15 protein-coding genes are annotated in these 16327 nt (G+C 64.9%); 11 read left to right on the top strand and 4 right to left on the bottom strand.

Annotated elements, in window-relative coordinates; translation table 11 throughout:
• The first annotated feature begins 12 nt into the window (after positions 1-12).
• From AC1DMA_RS28635 to AC1DMA_RS28585, 11 genes are all read left to right on the top strand, one after another.
• On the top strand, positions 13-1536 hold the full coding sequence (locus AC1DMA_RS28635; RefSeq protein ID WP_478146266.1) for a sugar ABC transporter ATP-binding protein: 1524 nt from the start codon (positions 13-15) through the stop codon (positions 1534-1536).
• On the top strand, positions 1533-2561 hold the full coding sequence (locus AC1DMA_RS28630; protein WP_478125893.1) for an ABC transporter permease: 1029 nt from the start codon (positions 1533-1535) through the stop codon (positions 2559-2561). Before AC1DMA_RS28635 ends, AC1DMA_RS28630 begins: the two co-directional genes overlap by 4 nt.
• A 79-nt stretch (positions 2562-2640) precedes the next feature.
• Positions 2641-3594 (top strand): substrate-binding domain-containing protein, encoded by a 954-nt coding sequence (locus tag AC1DMA_RS28625; protein WP_478146265.1) that lies wholly within the window; start codon positions 2641-2643, stop codon positions 3592-3594.
• Between the two features lie 162 nt (positions 3595-3756).
• A complete protein-coding gene (locus AC1DMA_RS28620) occupies positions 3757-4686 on the top strand; it encodes a 2-hydroxyacid dehydrogenase (protein ID WP_478146264.1) in 930 nt (309 codons plus the stop codon).
• Positions 4687-4748: 62 nt separating this feature from the next.
• Positions 4749-5669 carry a hydroxymethylglutaryl-CoA lyase gene (locus AC1DMA_RS28615; RefSeq protein WP_478125896.1) on the top strand — a complete coding sequence of 307 codons (921 nt, stop codon included), beginning with the start codon at positions 4749-4751 and terminating at the stop codon, positions 5667-5669.
• Positions 5669-6157 (top strand): YbaK/EbsC family protein, encoded by a 489-nt coding sequence (locus AC1DMA_RS28610; protein ID WP_478125897.1) that lies wholly within the window; start codon positions 5669-5671, stop codon positions 6155-6157. Before AC1DMA_RS28615 ends, AC1DMA_RS28610 begins: the two co-directional genes overlap by 1 nt.
• Positions 6154-6393, top strand: coding sequence for a DUF1289 domain-containing protein (locus AC1DMA_RS28605; protein ID WP_478125898.1), 240 nt, complete (start codon positions 6154-6156; stop codon positions 6391-6393). The genes AC1DMA_RS28610 and AC1DMA_RS28605 overlap by 4 nt, the downstream gene beginning before the upstream one ends.
• Entirely contained in the window at positions 6390-7025 is a 636-nt protein-coding gene (locus AC1DMA_RS28600) for a DsbA family protein (RefSeq protein WP_478146263.1), read from the top strand. The genes AC1DMA_RS28605 and AC1DMA_RS28600 overlap by 4 nt, the downstream gene beginning before the upstream one ends.
• A 243-nt stretch (positions 7026-7268) precedes the next feature.
• The gene (locus AC1DMA_RS28595) at positions 7269-8963 is read left to right on the top strand and encodes an MFS transporter (protein WP_478125900.1); all 1695 of its coding nucleotides are present in this window, start codon (positions 7269-7271) and stop codon (positions 8961-8963) included.
• A gap of 217 nt (positions 8964-9180) precedes the next feature.
• Positions 9181-10455 carry a PucR family transcriptional regulator gene (locus AC1DMA_RS28590; protein WP_478146262.1) on the top strand — a complete coding sequence of 425 codons (1275 nt, stop codon included), beginning with the start codon at positions 9181-9183 and terminating at the stop codon, positions 10453-10455.
• Between the two features lie 120 nt (positions 10456-10575).
• A complete protein-coding gene (locus AC1DMA_RS28585) occupies positions 10576-12930 on the top strand; it encodes a hypothetical protein (RefSeq protein ID WP_478146261.1) in 2355 nt (784 codons plus the stop codon).
• A 206-nt stretch (positions 12931-13136) separates the two neighbouring features.
• On the opposite strand, the gene AC1DMA_RS28580 is transcribed toward AC1DMA_RS28585, so the two are convergent.
• Genes AC1DMA_RS28580 through AC1DMA_RS28565 form a run of 4 tightly spaced genes read right to left on the bottom strand, consistent with a single transcriptional unit; the run spans position 13137 to position 16325 of the window.
• Positions 13137-14045 (bottom strand): malonate decarboxylase subunit epsilon, encoded by a 909-nt coding sequence (locus tag AC1DMA_RS28580; RefSeq protein ID WP_478146260.1) that lies wholly within the window; start codon positions 14043-14045, stop codon positions 13137-13139.
• Between the two features lie 13 nt (positions 14046-14058).
• Positions 14059-14931 carry a triphosphoribosyl-dephospho-CoA synthase gene (locus AC1DMA_RS28575; RefSeq protein ID WP_478146259.1) on the bottom strand — a complete coding sequence of 291 codons (873 nt, stop codon included), beginning with the start codon at positions 14929-14931 and terminating at the stop codon, positions 14059-14061.
• Positions 14928-15614: a malonate decarboxylase holo-[acyl-carrier-protein] synthase gene (mdcG, locus tag AC1DMA_RS28570; RefSeq protein WP_478146258.1), complete on the bottom strand. Its 687-nt coding sequence runs from the start codon at positions 15612-15614 to the stop codon at positions 14928-14930. Before mdcG ends, AC1DMA_RS28575 begins: the two co-directional genes overlap by 4 nt.
• Positions 15615-15623: 9 nt before the next feature.
• The gene (locus AC1DMA_RS28565) at positions 15624-16325 is read right to left on the bottom strand and encodes a biotin-independent malonate decarboxylase subunit gamma (RefSeq protein ID WP_478146257.1); all 702 of its coding nucleotides are present in this window, start codon (positions 16323-16325) and stop codon (positions 15624-15626) included.
• Positions 16326-16327: the final 2 nt, after the last annotated feature.

Here is a 16327-nt window from a genome sequence, read left to right as displayed (position 1 = left end):
GGTCGACACCCCATGCCGCAACCCATCGTCACCATCCGTGATCTGACCAAGTCCTTCGCAGGCGTCCGTGCGCTCGACAGGGCGCAGTTCGACCTGCTGCCCGGCGAGGTGCACGCGCTGATGGGGGAGAACGGTGCGGGCAAGTCCACGTTGATGAAGGTGCTCGCGGGCGTCTACCGCAAGGATGCCGGCGAAGTGACTTTCGACGGAAGGCCGGTGGACATCGAGAGCCCGCGCGCTGCGCAGGCGCTGGGCATCGGGATCATTCATCAGGAGCTGAACCTGATGAATCACCTGAGCGCCGCGCAGAACATCTTCATCGGCCGCGAGCCGCGCCGGAGATTCGGCGTGTTCATCGACGAGCAGGCGATGCGCGTCGAGGCACGGCGCATCTTCGAGCGCATGCACCTGCGGCTCGAGCCGGACACGCCCGTGGGCGAGCTCACCGTCGCCAAGCAGCAGATGGTGGAAATCGCCAAGGCGCTGTCGTACGACTCGCGCGTGCTCATCATGGACGAGCCCACCGCCGCACTGAACACCGAGGAGGTGAGCGACTTGTTTCGCATCATCGGCCAGTTGCGTTCGCAGGGAGTCGCGATCGTCTATATCTCGCACAAGATGGATGAACTCAAGCGCATTGCCGACCGCGTGACGGTGATGCGCGATGGCCAGTACATTGCCACCGTGCGGATGGCCGACACCGCCATGGACTCGCTCATCGCCATGATGGTCGGACGCCATCTCGCCGACGTCGAGAACGATTTTCCGGACACTTCGCAGAACGAGATCGTGCTCGAAGCCAAGGGCATCCACCGCGGCGCCATGGTGCGCGACGCCAGCTTCGTCTTGCGCAAGGGCGAGATCCTGGGCTTTGCCGGCCTCATGGGCGCGGGCCGCACTGAATTGGCACGCGCGGTGTTCGGCGCCGACCCCATCGACTCCGGCGAAGTCTGGCTGCATGGCCGCAAAGTGAAGATCAAGTCGCCGCAAGATGCCGTGTTGCACGGCATCGGCTATCTCTCCGAAGACCGCAAGCATTTCGGGCTTGCCACCGGCATGGACGTGGAAACGAACATCGCGCTGCCAAGCATGAAGCGATTCCTGTCGATGGGCTTCTTTGTCGACCAGCCCGCCATCGAGGCGGCGGGCGAGCGCTATGTCAAGCAGCTCAACATCAAGACGCCTTCGGTGCGCCAGCAGGTGCGATTGCTGTCCGGCGGCAACCAGCAGAAGATCGTCGTCGCCAAGTGGCTGCTGCGCGACTGCAACGTGCTCTTTTTCGACGAGCCGACGCGCGGCATCGATGTGGGTGCCAAGGCCGAGATCTACCGCCTGCTGAAGGCGCTGGCGGAGAGCGGCAAGGCGATCGTGATGATCTCTTCGGAGCTGCCGGAGATCCTGCGCGTGAGCCATCGTGTGCTGGTGATGTGCGAAGGCCGCATCACCGGGGAGCTTGCCGGGCGCGAAGCCTCGCAGGAAAAGATCATGCAACTCGCTACGCGGCGCGAAGCCGCGACGACAGGAGACGCGCCTTGACGACACCCACCGCCAGCTCGACCGTTGCCGCACCGGGCTTTTCGCTGAGGGCGAGGCTGTTCCGCCCGGCGACGCGGCAGAAGCTGCTCGCCTTTGCCAGCCTGATCGCGCTGATGCTGTTCTTCAGCCTCGCCTCGTCACAGTTCCTGCAGACCGACAACCTAGTGGGCATCCTGCAATCGACCGCCGTGAACGGCGTGCTCGCGGTCGCCTGCACCTTCGTCATCATCACGGCCGGCATCGACCTCTCGGTGGGCACGCTGATGACCTTCTGCGCGGTGATGGCGGGCGTGGTGCTCACCTACATGGGCATGCCGCTCGCGCTCGGCATTGCGGCGGCGATCTTCTTCGGCGCGCTGTCAGGATTCGTTTCCGGCGTGCTGATCGCCAAGCTCAAAATCCCGCCCTTCATCGCAACGCTTGGCATGATGATGCTGCTCAAAGGGCTGTCGCTGGTGATCTCGGGCACCAAGCCGATCTACTTCAACGACACGCCGGGCTTCACGGTGATCTCGCAGGATTCGCTGATCGGCTACTTCATCCCCGCGCTGCCGATCCCGAATGCGGTGCTCATCCTTTTTGTTGTCGCTGTGGCCGCGAGCATCGTGCTCAACAAGACCATCCTGGGCCGCTACACCTTTGCGCTCGGCAGCAATGAAGAGGCGGTGCGGCTGTCCGGCGTGAACACCGACTTCTGGAAGATCCTCGTCTATACCGTGAGCGGCGGCATCTGCGGCATCGCGGGGCTGCTGATCGCTTCTCGCCTGAACTCCGCGCAGCCTGCGCTGGGGCAGGGCTATGAACTCGATGCGATCGCGGCGGTGGTGATCGGCGGCACTTCGCTCAGCGGAGGCACCGGCACCATCGTCGGCACGATCATCGGCGCCTTCATCATGAGCGTGCTGACCAACGGCCTGCGCATTCTTTCCGTGGCCCAGGAGTGGCAAACGGTGGTCACCGGCGTGATCATCATCCTCGCCGTGTATGCCGATATCCTGCGCCGCCGCAGCGCGAGCAAGCAGTAGAAGATTCGATTCCCTCGATTCCCTCGATTCCCTCGATTCCCTCGATTCCCTCGATTCCCCACACCACAGGAGACTTTGCATGATCCAGAGAAGAGCAGCCACGTTCGCGCTCGGCGCAGCCCTCGTCGGGCTCTCGGGCTTCGCCCATGCGCAGCAGTCGCAGGAGATGTACATCCCCCTCGTGTCCAAGGGATTCCAGCACCAGTTCTGGCAGGCCGTGAAAGCCGGCGCCGAGCAGGCGGCGAAGGACCTGAAGGTGAAGATCAGCTTCGAGGGGCCCGAGACCGAGGCCATGGTGGACAAGCAGATCGACATGCTCTCCGCCGCGCTGGCCAAGAAGCCGCAGGCGATCGGCTTCGCCGCGCTCGACAGCCAGGCCGCCATTCCTCTGCTGAAGAAGGCGCAGGCGGCGAAGATCCCCGTCATTGCCTTCGACTCGGGTGTCGACAGCGACATCCCGCTGACGACCACCGCCACCGACAACAAGGCCGCTGCCGCGCTCGCCGCCGACAAGATGGCCGAACTGATCGGCAAGTCCGGCGAAGTGGCACTGGTGGTGCACGACCAGACCAGCCGCACCGGCATCGACCGGCGCGACGGCTTCCTGAACCGCATGAAGTCGAACTACCCGAACATCAAGATCGTGAGCGTGCAGTACGGCGGTGGCGACCAGCTCAAATCCACGGAGATCACCAAGTCGATCCTGCAGGCCTACCCGAACCTGAAGGGCATCTTCGGTGCAAACGAGGGATCGGCGATCGGCGTGGTCAACGGCGTGAAAGAGATGAAGCGCAATGGCAAGGTCGTGATCATCGGGTATGACTCCGGCAAGCAGCAGAAGAACGCGATCCTCGACGGCAGCATGGCCGGCGCCATCACGCAGAACCCGGTCGGCATGGGTTACAAGACGGTGGAAATGGCGGTGAAGGCAGCGAAGGGCGAGCCGGTGCCGAAGGTGGTGGATACGGGGTTCTTCTGGTATGACAAGACCAACATCGCGGATCCGAAAATCRCCAGTGTGCTCTATGACTGACCCCCAGGCTGCGCGCACTTCGTGTCGCTTCGCCTACCCCCTTTCAGGGGGCAACACCAGCGGCCCGGCAAAGCCGGTTCCGCGGTGTTTCACGAATGGAGCGGGCAGGTCGGGGCGGGGATGTAGGCTTGTGGGTTTCTGGTTTGTTTCTTCCTTCTGAACATGCGCATTACTGTTTGCTTGACCGACAACCGACCTGACCCTTGGATAGATGGACTTCGTGCTGCCTTGCCGGAGGCGGAGGTTGAAAACTGGGCTCCGGGGGCTGCGGCGGCGGACCATGCGGTGGTTTGGGCGCCGCCGCAGGCTCTGCTGGACGATCAGCCGGGGCTGCGGGGGCTGTTCAATATCGGTGCGGGGGTGGATGCGCTGTTGAAGCTGAAGGTGCCGCCGCAGACGCAGGTGGTAAGACTGGACGACGCGGGGATGTCGGTGCAGATGGCGGAATACGTCTGTCATGCGCTGATTCGGCACTTTCGCGAATTCGATGCGTACGAGGCCGAATCGCGGGCGGGGCGGTGGAGTTACCGCAAGCCTCGCGAACGGCGGGACTTTGCAGTGGGCATCATGGGGCTGGGGGTGTTGGGGGAACGGGTCGCCAAGGCTGTGGCGCAGTTCGAGTTTCCGGTGAATGGCTGGAGCCGATCCGCGAAGGACATCGAAGGGGTTCGCTGCTTTGCCGGGGAAGAAGCCTTCGACGGCTTTCTGCGCGCGAGCCGGGTGCTGGTGAATCTGCTGCCGCTGACGGCTGCGACGCGCGGCATCCTGAACCGCGGCACGCTGTCGAAGCTCAACGGAGGGCAGCCGGGTGGCTATCTCATCAACGTGGCGCGGGGTGCGCATCTGGTGGAAGCCGATCTGATCCCCTTGCTCGACAGCGGGCAGCTCGCGGGGGCGACGCTCGATGTGTTCGAGGTCGAACCGCTGCCCGCCGACCATCCGTTTGTGCGGCATCCGAAGATCACCGTGACGCCGCACTGTTCGGCGCGCACCGAACGCGAAGCATCGATCGCGCAGATCGCGGGCAAGATCCGCGCGATCGAGCGCGGAGAGCCTGTTGCCGGCGTGGTCGATGTCCAGCGCGGATACTGATCGCCTTTCTTTGCAGCCTTGCAGCATTGCAGCCTTGTAGATAGATATCCAAAGACAACGCCATGAAACTCCCCACCCGAGTCAAGATCGTCGACGTCGGCCCGCGCGACGGCCTTCAGAACGAGAAGCAGCCGGTCGCGGCAGAAATCAAGATCGGCCTCGTCCATCGCCTGCAGGACGCGGGGCTGAAGGAAATCGAAGTCACCAGCTTCGTGTCGCCGAAGTGGGTGCCGCAGATGGCGGACAACGCCGAGGTCATGCACGGCATCCGGCGCAAGCCCGGCGTGCGCTATTCGGTGCTGACACCGAACATGAAGGGCTTCGAGGCCGCCATTGCGGCGCCCCGTGATGAATGGCCGGACGAGATCGTGGTGTTCGGCGCCGCGAGCGAGGCCTTTAGCCAGCGCAACATCAACTGCTCCATCTCCGAAAGCATCGAGCGATTCCGGCCGGTCGTCGAAGCGGCGCGGGAGAAGGGCATCTACGTGCGTGGCGCCATGTCGTGCGCCCTCGGCTGCCCTTACGAAGGCGAGATCGATCCTTCGCGCGTCGAAATGCTGGCGGGCCTCATGAAGGGGATTGGTGTGCAGCACATCGGCGTGGCGGACACCATCGGCACCGGCACGCCCGTGAAGGTGCAGCGCGCCATCGACGCGACATTGAAGCACTACGCCATCGACGACATCTCAGGACACTTTCACGACACGTATGGTCAGGCGCTCGGCAACACGCTCGCCAGCCTGGAGATGGGCGTGTGGCAGTTCGACACGTCGTCGGCAGGGCTCGGCGGCTGTCCCTATGCCAAGGGCGCGACGGGCAACGTGGCGACGGAGGACGTGGTCTACATGCTGCACGGCATGGGCATCGACACGGGCATCGATCTCGACAAGCTGATCGATGCGGGCGTCTACATCAGCGATGCGCTGGGCCGTGCGCCGAACTCGCGCGCGTCGAAGGCCATCCTGACGAAGAGGGCCGGCTGATGTGCGGCGCTGAATTGACAGCTTTGCCTGATGGCGTGCAGCGCGTGGCGCGCCTGCTGCAAGACAAGGGCCATCCGCATGCGCCGCAGATGCTCGACGACGCCGCGCGCACTGCGCAGCAGGCCGCCGATGCGCTGGGCATCGGCGTGGGCCAGATCGCCAAGAGCATCGTGTTCCGTCGCAAGGTCGACGAGGTTGCGGTGCTTGTCGTGACCTCCGGCGACAAGCGCGTCGACGAGAAGAAGGTCGAGGCGCTGGTCGGCAAGCTCGGCCGTGCCGATGCCGACTTCGTGAAATCGCGCACCGGCTTCTCGATCGGCGGCGTCTCGCCTTTCGCGCATGCCACGCCGCCCGTGATGCTGATCGACCGCGAGCTCTTTCGATTCGAGGACATCTGGGCGGCAGCCGGACATCCGCATGCGGTGGTGCGCCTGCGCCCGCAAGATCTCGAAGCATTGACCGGCGCGCCGGTAGCGGACGTGGTGTGACCGGGCTTGCCGATCGCGCCATTGCGGCTCGCGAAACAGCGAGCGATGTGCCGTCGCCCTGCATTTCGATCTGCCGCATGGACCCTGCGAGCGGCTTCTGCGAAGGCTGCCTGCGAACCCTCGCGGAGATCGCCGCATGGAGCCGGATGGACGACGCCGAGAAGCGCCGCGTATGGCGCGCCATCGAGCTGCGCGCCGAAGCCGGGTTTCTCGTCGCTTCCGGAGAAAAGGCATGAAGCACATCGTCTTCTATCTCGACTTTCTCTCACCGTATGCCTATCTCGCCTTCGAGCAGTTGCCGCAGGCGCTCGAAGGGTTGAGCTACAGCGTGGCCTACCGGCCCGTGCTGCTGGGCGCACTGCTGAAGCACCACGGCCAGCTCGGGCCGGCGGAGATTCCTGCAAAGCGCGCCTGGACCTATCGCCAAGTGCTGTGGCTGGCTCGCACAAATGGCATCCCGATGCAGATGCCTGCTTCGCATCCGTACAACCCATTGCCGCATCTGCGTCTGGCACTCGCGACGACGATGGATGGCGACATCAACCGGTACGTGGCGGAGACGATCTTTCGCGACGTGTGGTGCACGGGCGCCGAAGCCGGCGATGCGGCGCGTCTTGCCGCACTGTCGGCGCAGCTTCGGCAAGTGCGTGACGTGGGCAGCGACGAGGTGAAGGCGCAACTCAAGGCCAACACCGACGAGGCCATTGCGCACGGCGTCTTCGGCGTGCCGGCCTATGAAGTCGACGGCCGCATGTTGTGGGGCTTCGACGGCCTGGCCATGCTGCGTGCCTACCTCGAAGGCGACGCCTGGTTCGACGGGCCTGAGTGGGCGACCGCGGATCAGCGGCCTTCGCTGCTGAGGAAGTAGCTCGCCCCCAGGCTCGCGCACTTCGTGTCGCTCTCCGCCCCCGGCCGGGGGCAACACCAGCGGCCCGGCCAAGCCGGATTTGTGCGGTGCACATAGGCTTTTTCTACAGGCTGAAACGCGAAGAGCGGGTTTCACCTTAAGTCGTCAGCGAGCATTCAGTTTCGCGACAGGCTCGGGTCAGTCGGCCCTCCAAGAATGCGACACGTCCCACGCCGTGGGCGCATTTCATACGAAGGAGACGACATGTCAGCCACACTAGATTCAAGGGGCGCGCCGCACAGCGCTCCCCGGCCCATGAGCGCGGAGGAGAAGAAAGTCATCTTCGCCTCGTCCCTCGGCACCGTGTTCGAGTGGTACGACTTCTACCTCTACGGTTCGCTCGCGGCGATCATCGCCAAGCAGTTCTTCAGCGGTCTGGATGCGGGCGCGGCCTTCATCTTCGCGCTGCTGGCCTTTGCGGCGGGCTTCCTGGTGCGTCCCTTCGGCGCCATCGTGTTCGGCCGGCTCGGCGACATGATCGGCCGCAAGTACACCTTCCTGGTCACCATCCTGATCATGGGCCTGTCGACCTTCATCGTCGGCCTGCTGCCCAGCTACGGCACCATCGGCGTCGCGGCACCCGTGATCCTCATTGCATTGCGCATGCTGCAGGGCCTCGCGCTCGGCGGCGAGTACGGCGGCGCGGCCACCTATGTGGCGGAGCATTCGCCCCACGGCAAGCGCGGCGCCTACACATCGTGGATTCAGACGACCGCGACGCTTGGCCTGTTCCTGAGCCTGCTGGTTGTTCTCGGCGTGCGTGAAGGCGTCGGCGAAGCAGCCTTTGCCGATTGGGGATGGCGCATTCCGTTCCTCGTGTCGATCCTGCTGCTCGGCATCTCGGTGTGGATCCGCTTGTCGCTGTCCGAGTCGCCCGCCTTCCAGAAGATGAAGGCCGAAGGCAAGACATCGAAGGCGCCGCTGGCTGAATCGTTCGGCCAATGGAAGAACCTCAAGATCGTTCTGCTGGCGCTCATCGGCCTCACCGCCGGCCAGGCCGTCGTCTGGTACACGGGTCAGTTCTACGCACTTTTCTTCCTGACGCAGCAGCTCAAGGTCGACGGCACCACCGCCAACCTGATGATCGCCGCGGCACTCCTGATCGGCACGCCTTTCTTCGTCGTGTGGGGCGCGCTCTCCGACAAGATCGGCCGCAAGCCGATCATCATGGCCGGCTGCCTGCTGGCGGTGGTGACCTACTTCCCGGTCTTCAAGATGCTGACCGAAGCCGCCAACCCTGACCTCGCGAAGGCGCAAGCCACCGCCGGCGTCACCGTGACGGCCGATCCGCGCTCCTGCTCGTTCCAGGGCAACCCCGTGGCGCGTGAGATCGACTTCAACAGCTCCTGCGACATCGCCAAGCGCTTCCTGGTGCAGAACTCGGTGAGCTACGAGCGCATCGATGGCCCGGCCGGTTCGCCCGCCGTGGTCAAGATCGGCGAGGCGGCGATCACCGCGCCGGCCGGCAATGTAGTCAACCACAAGTTCGACGAGGCATCGAGCAAGGAAATCGCCGCGTTCAAGAAGTCGGTCGCCGACGGGCTCAAGGCCGCCGGCTACCCGAGCAAGGCCGACCCCGCCAAGATGAACAAGGTCATGACGGTGGTCCTGCTGTTCTGGCTGGTGCTGCTGGTGACGATGGTCTACGGCCCGATCGCCGCCATGCTGGTGGAGTTGTTCCCGACCCGCATCCGCTACACATCGATGAGCCTGCCGTATCACATCGGCAATGGCTGGTTCGGCGGCCTGCTGCCGACCACTGCCTTCGCGATCGTGGCGAGCACCGGCAACATGTACAACGGCCTGTGGTATCCGATCATCATCGCGGCAGTGACGCTCGTGGTGGGCACGATCTTCATTCGCGAGACGAAGGACGTGGACATCTACGCAAACGACTGACCGGCTTTGCGGCACGAGGGCCTGTCCCTCGGCTCGACATAGAGGCTTCGTATCTTCCCGATACGAGGCCTCTTTTCATTGGGGTACCTCTGGCTATCACTCTTGCGTCGGCGCGCCGCCTTGCCGAAGATCCGTGGCGTCCAGGCAAGGCGAATGCGCCCAGCGAAGGACGAAAGTACAAGAAAACGAGACGACAAGCCGACCGAGAACCGCTGCGATGCCTGAACCGACGAACGATCCCGCCATCGAGCCACTGTCGCCCAACCTGCGCAGCCTGGTGCAAAACATGCGCGAAGACAGCTCGGGACTGTCCTCACGCATGCTCGACATCTTGCGCAGCACCATTCCCGAATACGGCGCGCTGGGCGATTCCCTGGCGCAGGATGTGTATCGCGCCGGCGTCAAGAACGCCGAACTCTGGTATGACGCTCTCCTCGCGAGCGGCAGCCCGCACGTGGATGATCTGCAATGGATCGGCCAATTCAGCCAAAGGCGGCACGCCCAGGCGCTTTCGCTGTCCGCGCTGCTGCAAGCCTATCGGACGGGCTCGCGCGTCTACATGGACGCGATGCTCTCGCATGTGCGGCAGCATCGGTCGCTCGGTGACGAGGTGCTGTTCAAGGTGTCGCCTTTCCTGCTTTATTACAGCGACCTGATGAGCCGCACGATCAGCGATGCGTACTTGGCCGAGCACACGCGCGAGATGCGGTGGCGGGAGCAGATGCAGGCGCGGCTCTGCGCAGCTGTGTTCGATCCGGTGCGCGCCGGCGCTTTTGACGATGCGGCCCGTGCGCTCGGCATTGCGGCGGACCATCCCCACGTCGCGTTGGCGATGCGGGTGAAGATCACGGGGCCCGTCGCGGAACACCTGTCGGTCCCTGAGCACGCGTTGGAGGTGCTGCTTGCATCGGCGTCCGAGCTTGCGGTTGCGGCCGCCGCAGGCCAGCACCGCGGCCATTGGTTGATCTGGGTGCCGGTGCTCGCCGGGGAGTCGGCCGATGCCCGCGAACGGGGTCTGACCGAACGCGTCAAGCAAGTGTTGCGGCTTTGCTCGGAAGTGGAGGCGGCGGGAGTCGGCCTGCCGGGCGCCGGCGTCGCAGGCTGGCGCAGCAGCGCCGAGCAGGCGATGGCCGCCATCGATCTCGGTCGCAGGATCCACAAGGGGAGCTTGAGTTTTCGCTACTCCGAATTCGCGCTCGACACCCTGATGCGCGAGTCCTCCGAAGTGTCCGCCCTTTGCGGCGAGATGATCGCGTGCCTCGCAGCCGAGCCCACATTGTTGGAGACGCTCGAGGCGTATTTCGACCACCGCCAGAACCACAAGGCCGTGGCGGCTGCACTGGGCATCCACCGCAACACCTTGTTCCACCGGCTCGCGCACATCGAGACTGTGCTCGGAGCGAGCTTTGACGACATGGCATGGCTGTCGCGGATGTACCTGGCGCTGCGCCAGCGCCGTCTGAGCCGTGGTGCGCCGCCGGCGATGCACTGAGTCCTGACCAGCAGTTGTGCAAATGCACAGCGGCGCGGGGCAGTTTGCCAATGGCGTTGTCGGCTGCCCACTCGTAGAGTGCTGTCGTTCCAGACGATACCCACGAGGAGACAAGACCCCATGCAATCGCCCGATCGCGGCCAGCCCTTGGCACGCCCATCCTTATCTCGCCGCAGGCTCAAGCCCTGGACTGCGCTGGCAGGCACCGCATTGCTTGCGGCGGTCATCGCGGGCTGCGGTGGTGGCGGGTCCAGCGCACCTTTCGACCTGAGCAGCATCCGCCCTTCGGGCAACGGAGGCAATGGCGGAAACAACAACCCCGGCAACAACCCTGATGGTGGCGGCAATTCGTCGCCAACCATGCTCGCCAGCATCGATGACCAGCTACCGGCCGACACCGCCAGCACGGCCCAGCGATGCGATTTCCTCGACGCGACGCATTGCATGCTGCCGTTTCCGAACGACTACTACACCGTGGCCGACAAGGGCAGCGACACCGGTCGACATCTGAACCTGCAGACCGCCTCGATGCCGCGCAGTGCCATCGCAGCCAATCGTCCGATCGACACCACCGAATGGAACCGCAACGACGGTTTCTCGCCAGGCGCGATGATCGTCACGCGCGTCCCCGGCATCGATCTCGCGCGCACCGGCGCTCCGATGCTGACGGATCTCTCGGCCTCTCTCAAGGCCGACGCTCCTTTCGTGCTGATCGATGCCGACACCCTGGAACAAAAGCTGATCTGGGTGGAGCTCGACAAGAACACCGTGGGCTCGCCTGACCGCCAGGCCCTCAACATCCGCGTCGCGAAGAGCCTCGACTACGGCCACCGCTACATCGTCGCCATGCGAAACCTGAAGAATGCGCAGGGCGAGACGATCGATGCCGGACCGGCATTCCGGATCTACCGCGACAGTCACGAAAGCAGCCTCGACTTCGTCAACCAGCGGCGTGCGCACATGGAAGATCTGTTCGCCACGCTGAAGAAAGCCGGCGTCTCGCGCGATTCGCTTTTCCTCACGTGGGACTTCACCGTCGCTTCGCAGCGCAACTTGACCGGTCGCATGCTCGCGATCCGCGATGCGGGTTTTGCCGCGCTGACCAATGGCACGCCGGCGTTCAGAGTCACGACCAAGGTGGACTACACGCCCACGCAGAATGCGAAGGTCGCGCGCCACATCGAGGGCGTGCTCACCGTGCCGAGTTTCATCGTGACGCCCAATACCGGCACCGACATTTCCCCGGTGGCGAACGCGGTCGCACCTTATCTGCAGGGCCGCGCGCCGCTTGCTCTCGAAAGCATCAAGGCCGCTTTCGCGACCATCGGCGACAGCCCTTTGCCGCTGCCTCGGTTCAACTACGCATCCGCGACGCCGGGCGTCAATGACCTGCCGGTGCGCGCCGGCAGCGCGACCATGGACGTGCCCTTCATCTGCAACATTCCGCGCGCCGCGCTCAACGCCGACGGCAGCGTGAATCCGGCGCGGATTTCGCTCTATGGACATGGCCTGTTCGGCACGCCGACGGAAGTCAACGCAGGCAACGTCACCGACATGGGCAACGAACACAACTTCGTGTTCTGCGCCACCAATTGGTACGGCTTCTCGCAGACGGAACTGATTCCCGCGGTGTTCGCGTTCTTCGATCTCTCCAATGCCCGCGTGCCCTTTGACACCACGCAGCAAGGCGTGCTCAACACACTGATGCTCGGGCGCGCGATGCAAAGTGCGCAAGGCTTCGGCAGCGACCCTGCGTTCCAGATGGGCACGGCCCAGCAGAGCGTGTTGAACACAAGCGAGCTGTTCTACGACGGCAACAGCCAAGGCGGCATCCTGGGCGGGATGCTGATGAGCGTCGCGCAGGACATTCATCGCGGCGTGCTCGGCGTGCCGGGAATGAACTACTCGCTGCTGCTCGAACGCAGCGCCGACTTCCCGCAATTTGCCTCGATGGTGTACGCGGCCTATCCAGACAGCCTGGATCAGCAGTTCATCTTCTCGCTGTGGCAGACACTTTGGGATCGGGCGGAGGCCAACGGCTACGCGCAAACGATGACCGACAAGCCGCTGCCCAACACTCCGCCGCACAAGGTGCTGATGCATGCGGCCTTCGGCGACCACCAGGTGTCGATGTGGGCGGCCGAGATCGAGGCGCGCACCATGGGTGCGAAGCTCCATTGCCCCGCGCTGGCACCCGGTCGCCATCCTGACGCCGTGCCTTACTTCCAGCTCTCGTGCATGGACAACAGCACCGGCTACGACGGGTCGGCACTGGTCGTGTGGGACAGCGGCCCTGGCCGCGTCACCCCGCCGCCGCAAGACAATCTGGCGCCTTCGACGGCGAGCGACCCGCACAGCGATCCCCGCGCCACGCCGGCGGCACGGCTGCAGAAGTCGGAGTTTCTCAAGCCCGATGGCAAGGTCGTGGACACCTGCAACGGCGGGCCCTGCCACACAGCGGCCTATACGCCTTGATGAGCTAGGGGTTTGACTTGCCAAGCCTGTCGATGGTCAGGCCTTGGCTGGTCTTCCCGTACCGGTTCGATCCCGGTTTCCCTCTTGGCAGCGAGTGGTGCCCGTTTTGCGGGCAATCCAGCGGCAAGCCGCATGGGGCCTCGCTTCGAGCACAGCCGTCCTCGTACAACACACAACCTTATCCACAGAAACGCGGCCGAACTTCGTCACGAGGCATGCCGTTCGATCCAGTCGATCACGCCGCGCGCGGTGCGAAATTCATCCGCCGAGCGCGCCGGTATATCCGGATATTGCTGGTTCCACATGCGGGCCAGAGCCTGTCCCGGGCCGATCTCCAGCACGCAGCGGACGCCTCGCGCCGCGATGCCTTCCATGCATTCATCCCATCGCACGGTGTGATCGATTTGCGCGGCCAATGCGAGCTTGGCGTGCGCGCCGTCGCGAATGCGGCCCGTGAAGTCGCTGAGCAAGGTGGTTCGCGGTGACGCGAACGCGAAAGGCCCAGTGGCAAGCAATTCGTCGAAGGCTTTCGCAGCATCGGCCATCCACGGTGTATGCGAAGCGACGTGGACATTGAGCAGCGTGACATGGCCGCCGAGGCCCTGCGCAGATTCTGCGGCCGGCATGAGCGCCGCCTTCACTCCGCCGACGACGACACTGGCCGGGTCGTTGCGGATGGCGAGCGCCAGGCCGAACTCCGCACATAGCCGTTCCAGCGCTTTTTGTGCGAGTCCGCTGATTGCCATCAGCCCTGTGGCGCACTTGTCGGCGTCGCGGTCCATCAGTGCGGCGCGATGTTGCGCCAGGGCGATGGCGTCGCGCGGCGGGAAAACGCCCCCGGCGGAGAAGGCCGCCAGTTCACCGACGCTGTAGCCCGCGATCACGGCAGGCTCGGGCAAGGCCGGCGCGAGTTGCGACCATGCGGCAACGCCGAGTGCTGTCAGCAACAGTTGCGCATGCGCGTTGCGGCCGGCCCATGCGGGATCTTCCAGACGTTCGCGCCAATCGCGCCCAAGTGCGCGCTCGACGGTCTGCAGCGATTCGTCCTCGGTCAGCCACGGAAGCATCGCAGGGTGCTGCATGCCCTGGCCCGAGAAGATCAGCGCGAAGCCCATGGACGACGGGTCTTCAGATGGTCTCGCAGACGCGGCGCATCCAGCACGCTGCGGCCAATGTGTCGGCGGCACCACCAGGCGATAGCCGCCGCGAGACGAAGTCGCTGTGAATCTCCGATGCGGCTTCGAATCGATGGTCGCGTGCGGCGCCGCCATCGGCGAGATACCCGCGTGCGGCGCTTTGTGCGTACCGCAGTCCGGCAAGCCCGCCGCGATGTGCGAGGTTGCTGTCATCCAGCGTTGCCATCGCGGCGAACAAGGTGTCGATGCGCGCAGGTCTTGCGCCCAACCCGCGCCGCTGTGCATCCGCGAGCGCAGGGATGGCGCTCTCGAACAGCACCGGGAATGCAAGCGCAGCCTCTTGCGAGGCACTGCGCAAGCCGTGCCGCTGCGCTGCAATGCCTCCCGGGAGTGTCGAGACGCGCCGGCTGCGTGCATGCAGTGCATCACCCCAATGCCGGCGCAGCGATTCGCGCAACGCCTCGGGACTGAGCGGCACACCACTGCGAACGAGGGCGCCCGCCGAAGCGCACAGCAGGCCGAGCGTGAAGATTGCGCCACGATGGGTGTTGATGCCTCCCGTGGCCGCCAACATGCATTGCTCGGCAGCGATGCCGCAACGCTCCAGCGCTTCGAAGGGCGCATGAGCTTCGCCCAAGGCACTGATCTGCACGAAATAGCGGCGCAGCGCGAACAGGCTGCGCATGAACGTGTGCGCATCCATGTCCGTGTGACTGCCGCTGTCGACGAAGGACACCAGTCCCGGCTTGGGGGCGAGTTCCAGTTCGTCGTGCAACGCAAGTGTGGCGGCGCGTCCGATGTCGGCTGCGGCAAGGCGTCGCTCGTGCGCCCGCTGCGCAGTGCGTCGAGTCGCGGACGTGTTCATGCGGCCATCTCCAGAACGTGCGCATGCCGGCGCAGGAAGGCCGCGTCTGCCATCGCTGCGCCATGCAAGCGCTTCACGAGCAGATGGCGCGCCCGGCCGGCGCGCCAGGCACTCCATTCGCGCCAGGCGACCGCAGTTCCGTCATCGAACACGAGCTCGCCATCGAGCCGCGGATGCCTGGGTGTCAACCGCTCCAGATGGTGAGCGACCGTGTCCGCATGATCGGCGTCGCCGACTGCGATCCATATGTCGATATCGGAGCCGTCACGCAAGTACTCCAGCCCGGTCAACAAATGCCAGCCATAGCTGCCGTACACGCGTGCGGGCGCCCCGCAGTCGGCAAGAGCGCGCTCCAGCGTGCGCCACGCCGAACGCGGTGCGCGTGGCAGGAGCGTTGCCGCTTCGGATGCACGCGGGAATTCGTCGAACCACGCGATGGCGCTGCGCGGCACATGGACGGCGATGCGCCGCCGGTCCCATCGCAGGGGGGCCGGCAAGCCGAGCGCGATCGGTGCGTCACATGACTCGTTGCACGCAGGCTGTCGTGTGACGACCAGGGGCAGTCGGTGCAGCGACCAGTGATCGATGCAGGCCTGTGCCTGCGTGTCCCATGCGCGGGTGCGAATACCGGCCCAGCCCGCGTCGGACAAGTAGACCAATCGATGGCGGCGCAGCGGCATCATGTGCGGACCTCAGGCTGCGTCCAGCACGCGCTGGGTGATGGCCGCGGCCAATCGCCGCCCGCCGCGCTCGGCGCCGTCGACAGCGCGCACGTCTTCGCGCGGCGTGTGCGCCAGCGCATCCCGAAGGGCGGCGGGCAGGTTTCCATCCCACAGTGAGCGCACGCCGCCCATCGCGACGTAGTTCGACACGCCGGGCGCAAAGACCGGGTTCGACTGCGAGAGCGCATTGAGCATGTCCTCGGGCAACTTGGTCACGCGCGCCATCGCCGGGATGCGCATCACACGGATCTCGGCTTCGGGCAGCGCGTAGCAACCGTCGGCGATCAGGCCCGACGTGATGAAGCCACCGGAGAGCGCCTGGTCGTACACCAGCCCGATCACGCGATGGCCCAGCCTTCGTGCCAGATCGATGCTCGCTCCGAGGTGCGCCATGGCGCGATTGATGCCGAGCAGTTCGTCGCGCCGCCGCAGTTGCTGGCCCTGCGTGTCGATCAGCAGAAGGATCGGCCGCTGCGGATGCCGGGCGATGGTGTCCAGCACCAAGCGCGCCTGCGCCAATGCGAGCTTGACGCCGATCGGCGCGTGGTTCGTCGTGCCGATGACGGCGATGGGATGCCCATCGAATCGCGCAGTGCCTTGCAGGAAATCGCCGTCTGCGGTGATGCCGTGTTCGGCTCCGAAGAGCCGGGTGGCGAGAAGATTCCAGTCCATGG

It is taken from the genome of Variovorax sp. 05N34 (assembly GCF_056397405.1).
Note: the sequence above shows the minus strand (reverse complement) of the source record. Positions and strands in the feature narration are given on the sequence as shown.

What these genes read in the sequence shown, in the direction of transcription:
- AC1DMA_RS28615 (WP_478125896.1), top strand. Translation starts at nt 4,749, where the DNA reads ATGAAACTCCCCACCCGAGTCAAGATCGTCGACGTCGGCCCGCGCGAC.
- AC1DMA_RS28590 (WP_478146262.1), top strand. Translation starts at nt 9,181, where the DNA reads ATGCCTGAACCGACGAACGATCCCGCCATCGAGCCACTGTCGCCCAAC.
- AC1DMA_RS28565 (WP_478146257.1), bottom strand. Translation starts at nt 16,325, where the DNA reads ATGGACTGGAATCTTCTCGCCACCCGGCTCTTCGGAGCCGAACACGGC.
- mdcG (WP_478146258.1), bottom strand. Translation starts at nt 15,614, where the DNA reads ATGATGCCGCTGCGCCGCCATCGATTGGTCTACTTGTCCGACGCGGGC.
- AC1DMA_RS28620 (WP_478146264.1), top strand. Translation starts at nt 3,757, where the DNA reads ATGCGCATTACTGTTTGCTTGACCGACAACCGACCTGACCCTTGGATA.
- AC1DMA_RS28610 (WP_478125897.1), top strand. Translation starts at nt 5,669, where the DNA reads ATGTGCGGCGCTGAATTGACAGCTTTGCCTGATGGCGTGCAGCGCGTG.
- AC1DMA_RS28635 (WP_478146266.1), top strand. Translation starts at nt 13, where the DNA reads ATGCCGCAACCCATCGTCACCATCCGTGATCTGACCAAGTCCTTCGCA.
- AC1DMA_RS28600 (WP_478146263.1), top strand. Translation starts at nt 6,390, where the DNA reads ATGAAGCACATCGTCTTCTATCTCGACTTTCTCTCACCGTATGCCTAT.
- AC1DMA_RS28580 (WP_478146260.1), bottom strand. Translation starts at nt 14,045, where the DNA reads ATGGGCTTCGCGCTGATCTTCTCGGGCCAGGGCATGCAGCACCCTGCG.
- AC1DMA_RS28595 (WP_478125900.1), top strand. Translation starts at nt 7,269, where the DNA reads ATGTCAGCCACACTAGATTCAAGGGGCGCGCCGCACAGCGCTCCCCGG.
- AC1DMA_RS28575 (WP_478146259.1), bottom strand. Translation starts at nt 14,931, where the DNA reads ATGAACACGTCCGCGACTCGACGCACTGCGCAGCGGGCGCACGAGCGA.
- AC1DMA_RS28585 (WP_478146261.1), top strand. Translation starts at nt 10,576, where the DNA reads ATGCAATCGCCCGATCGCGGCCAGCCCTTGGCACGCCCATCCTTATCT.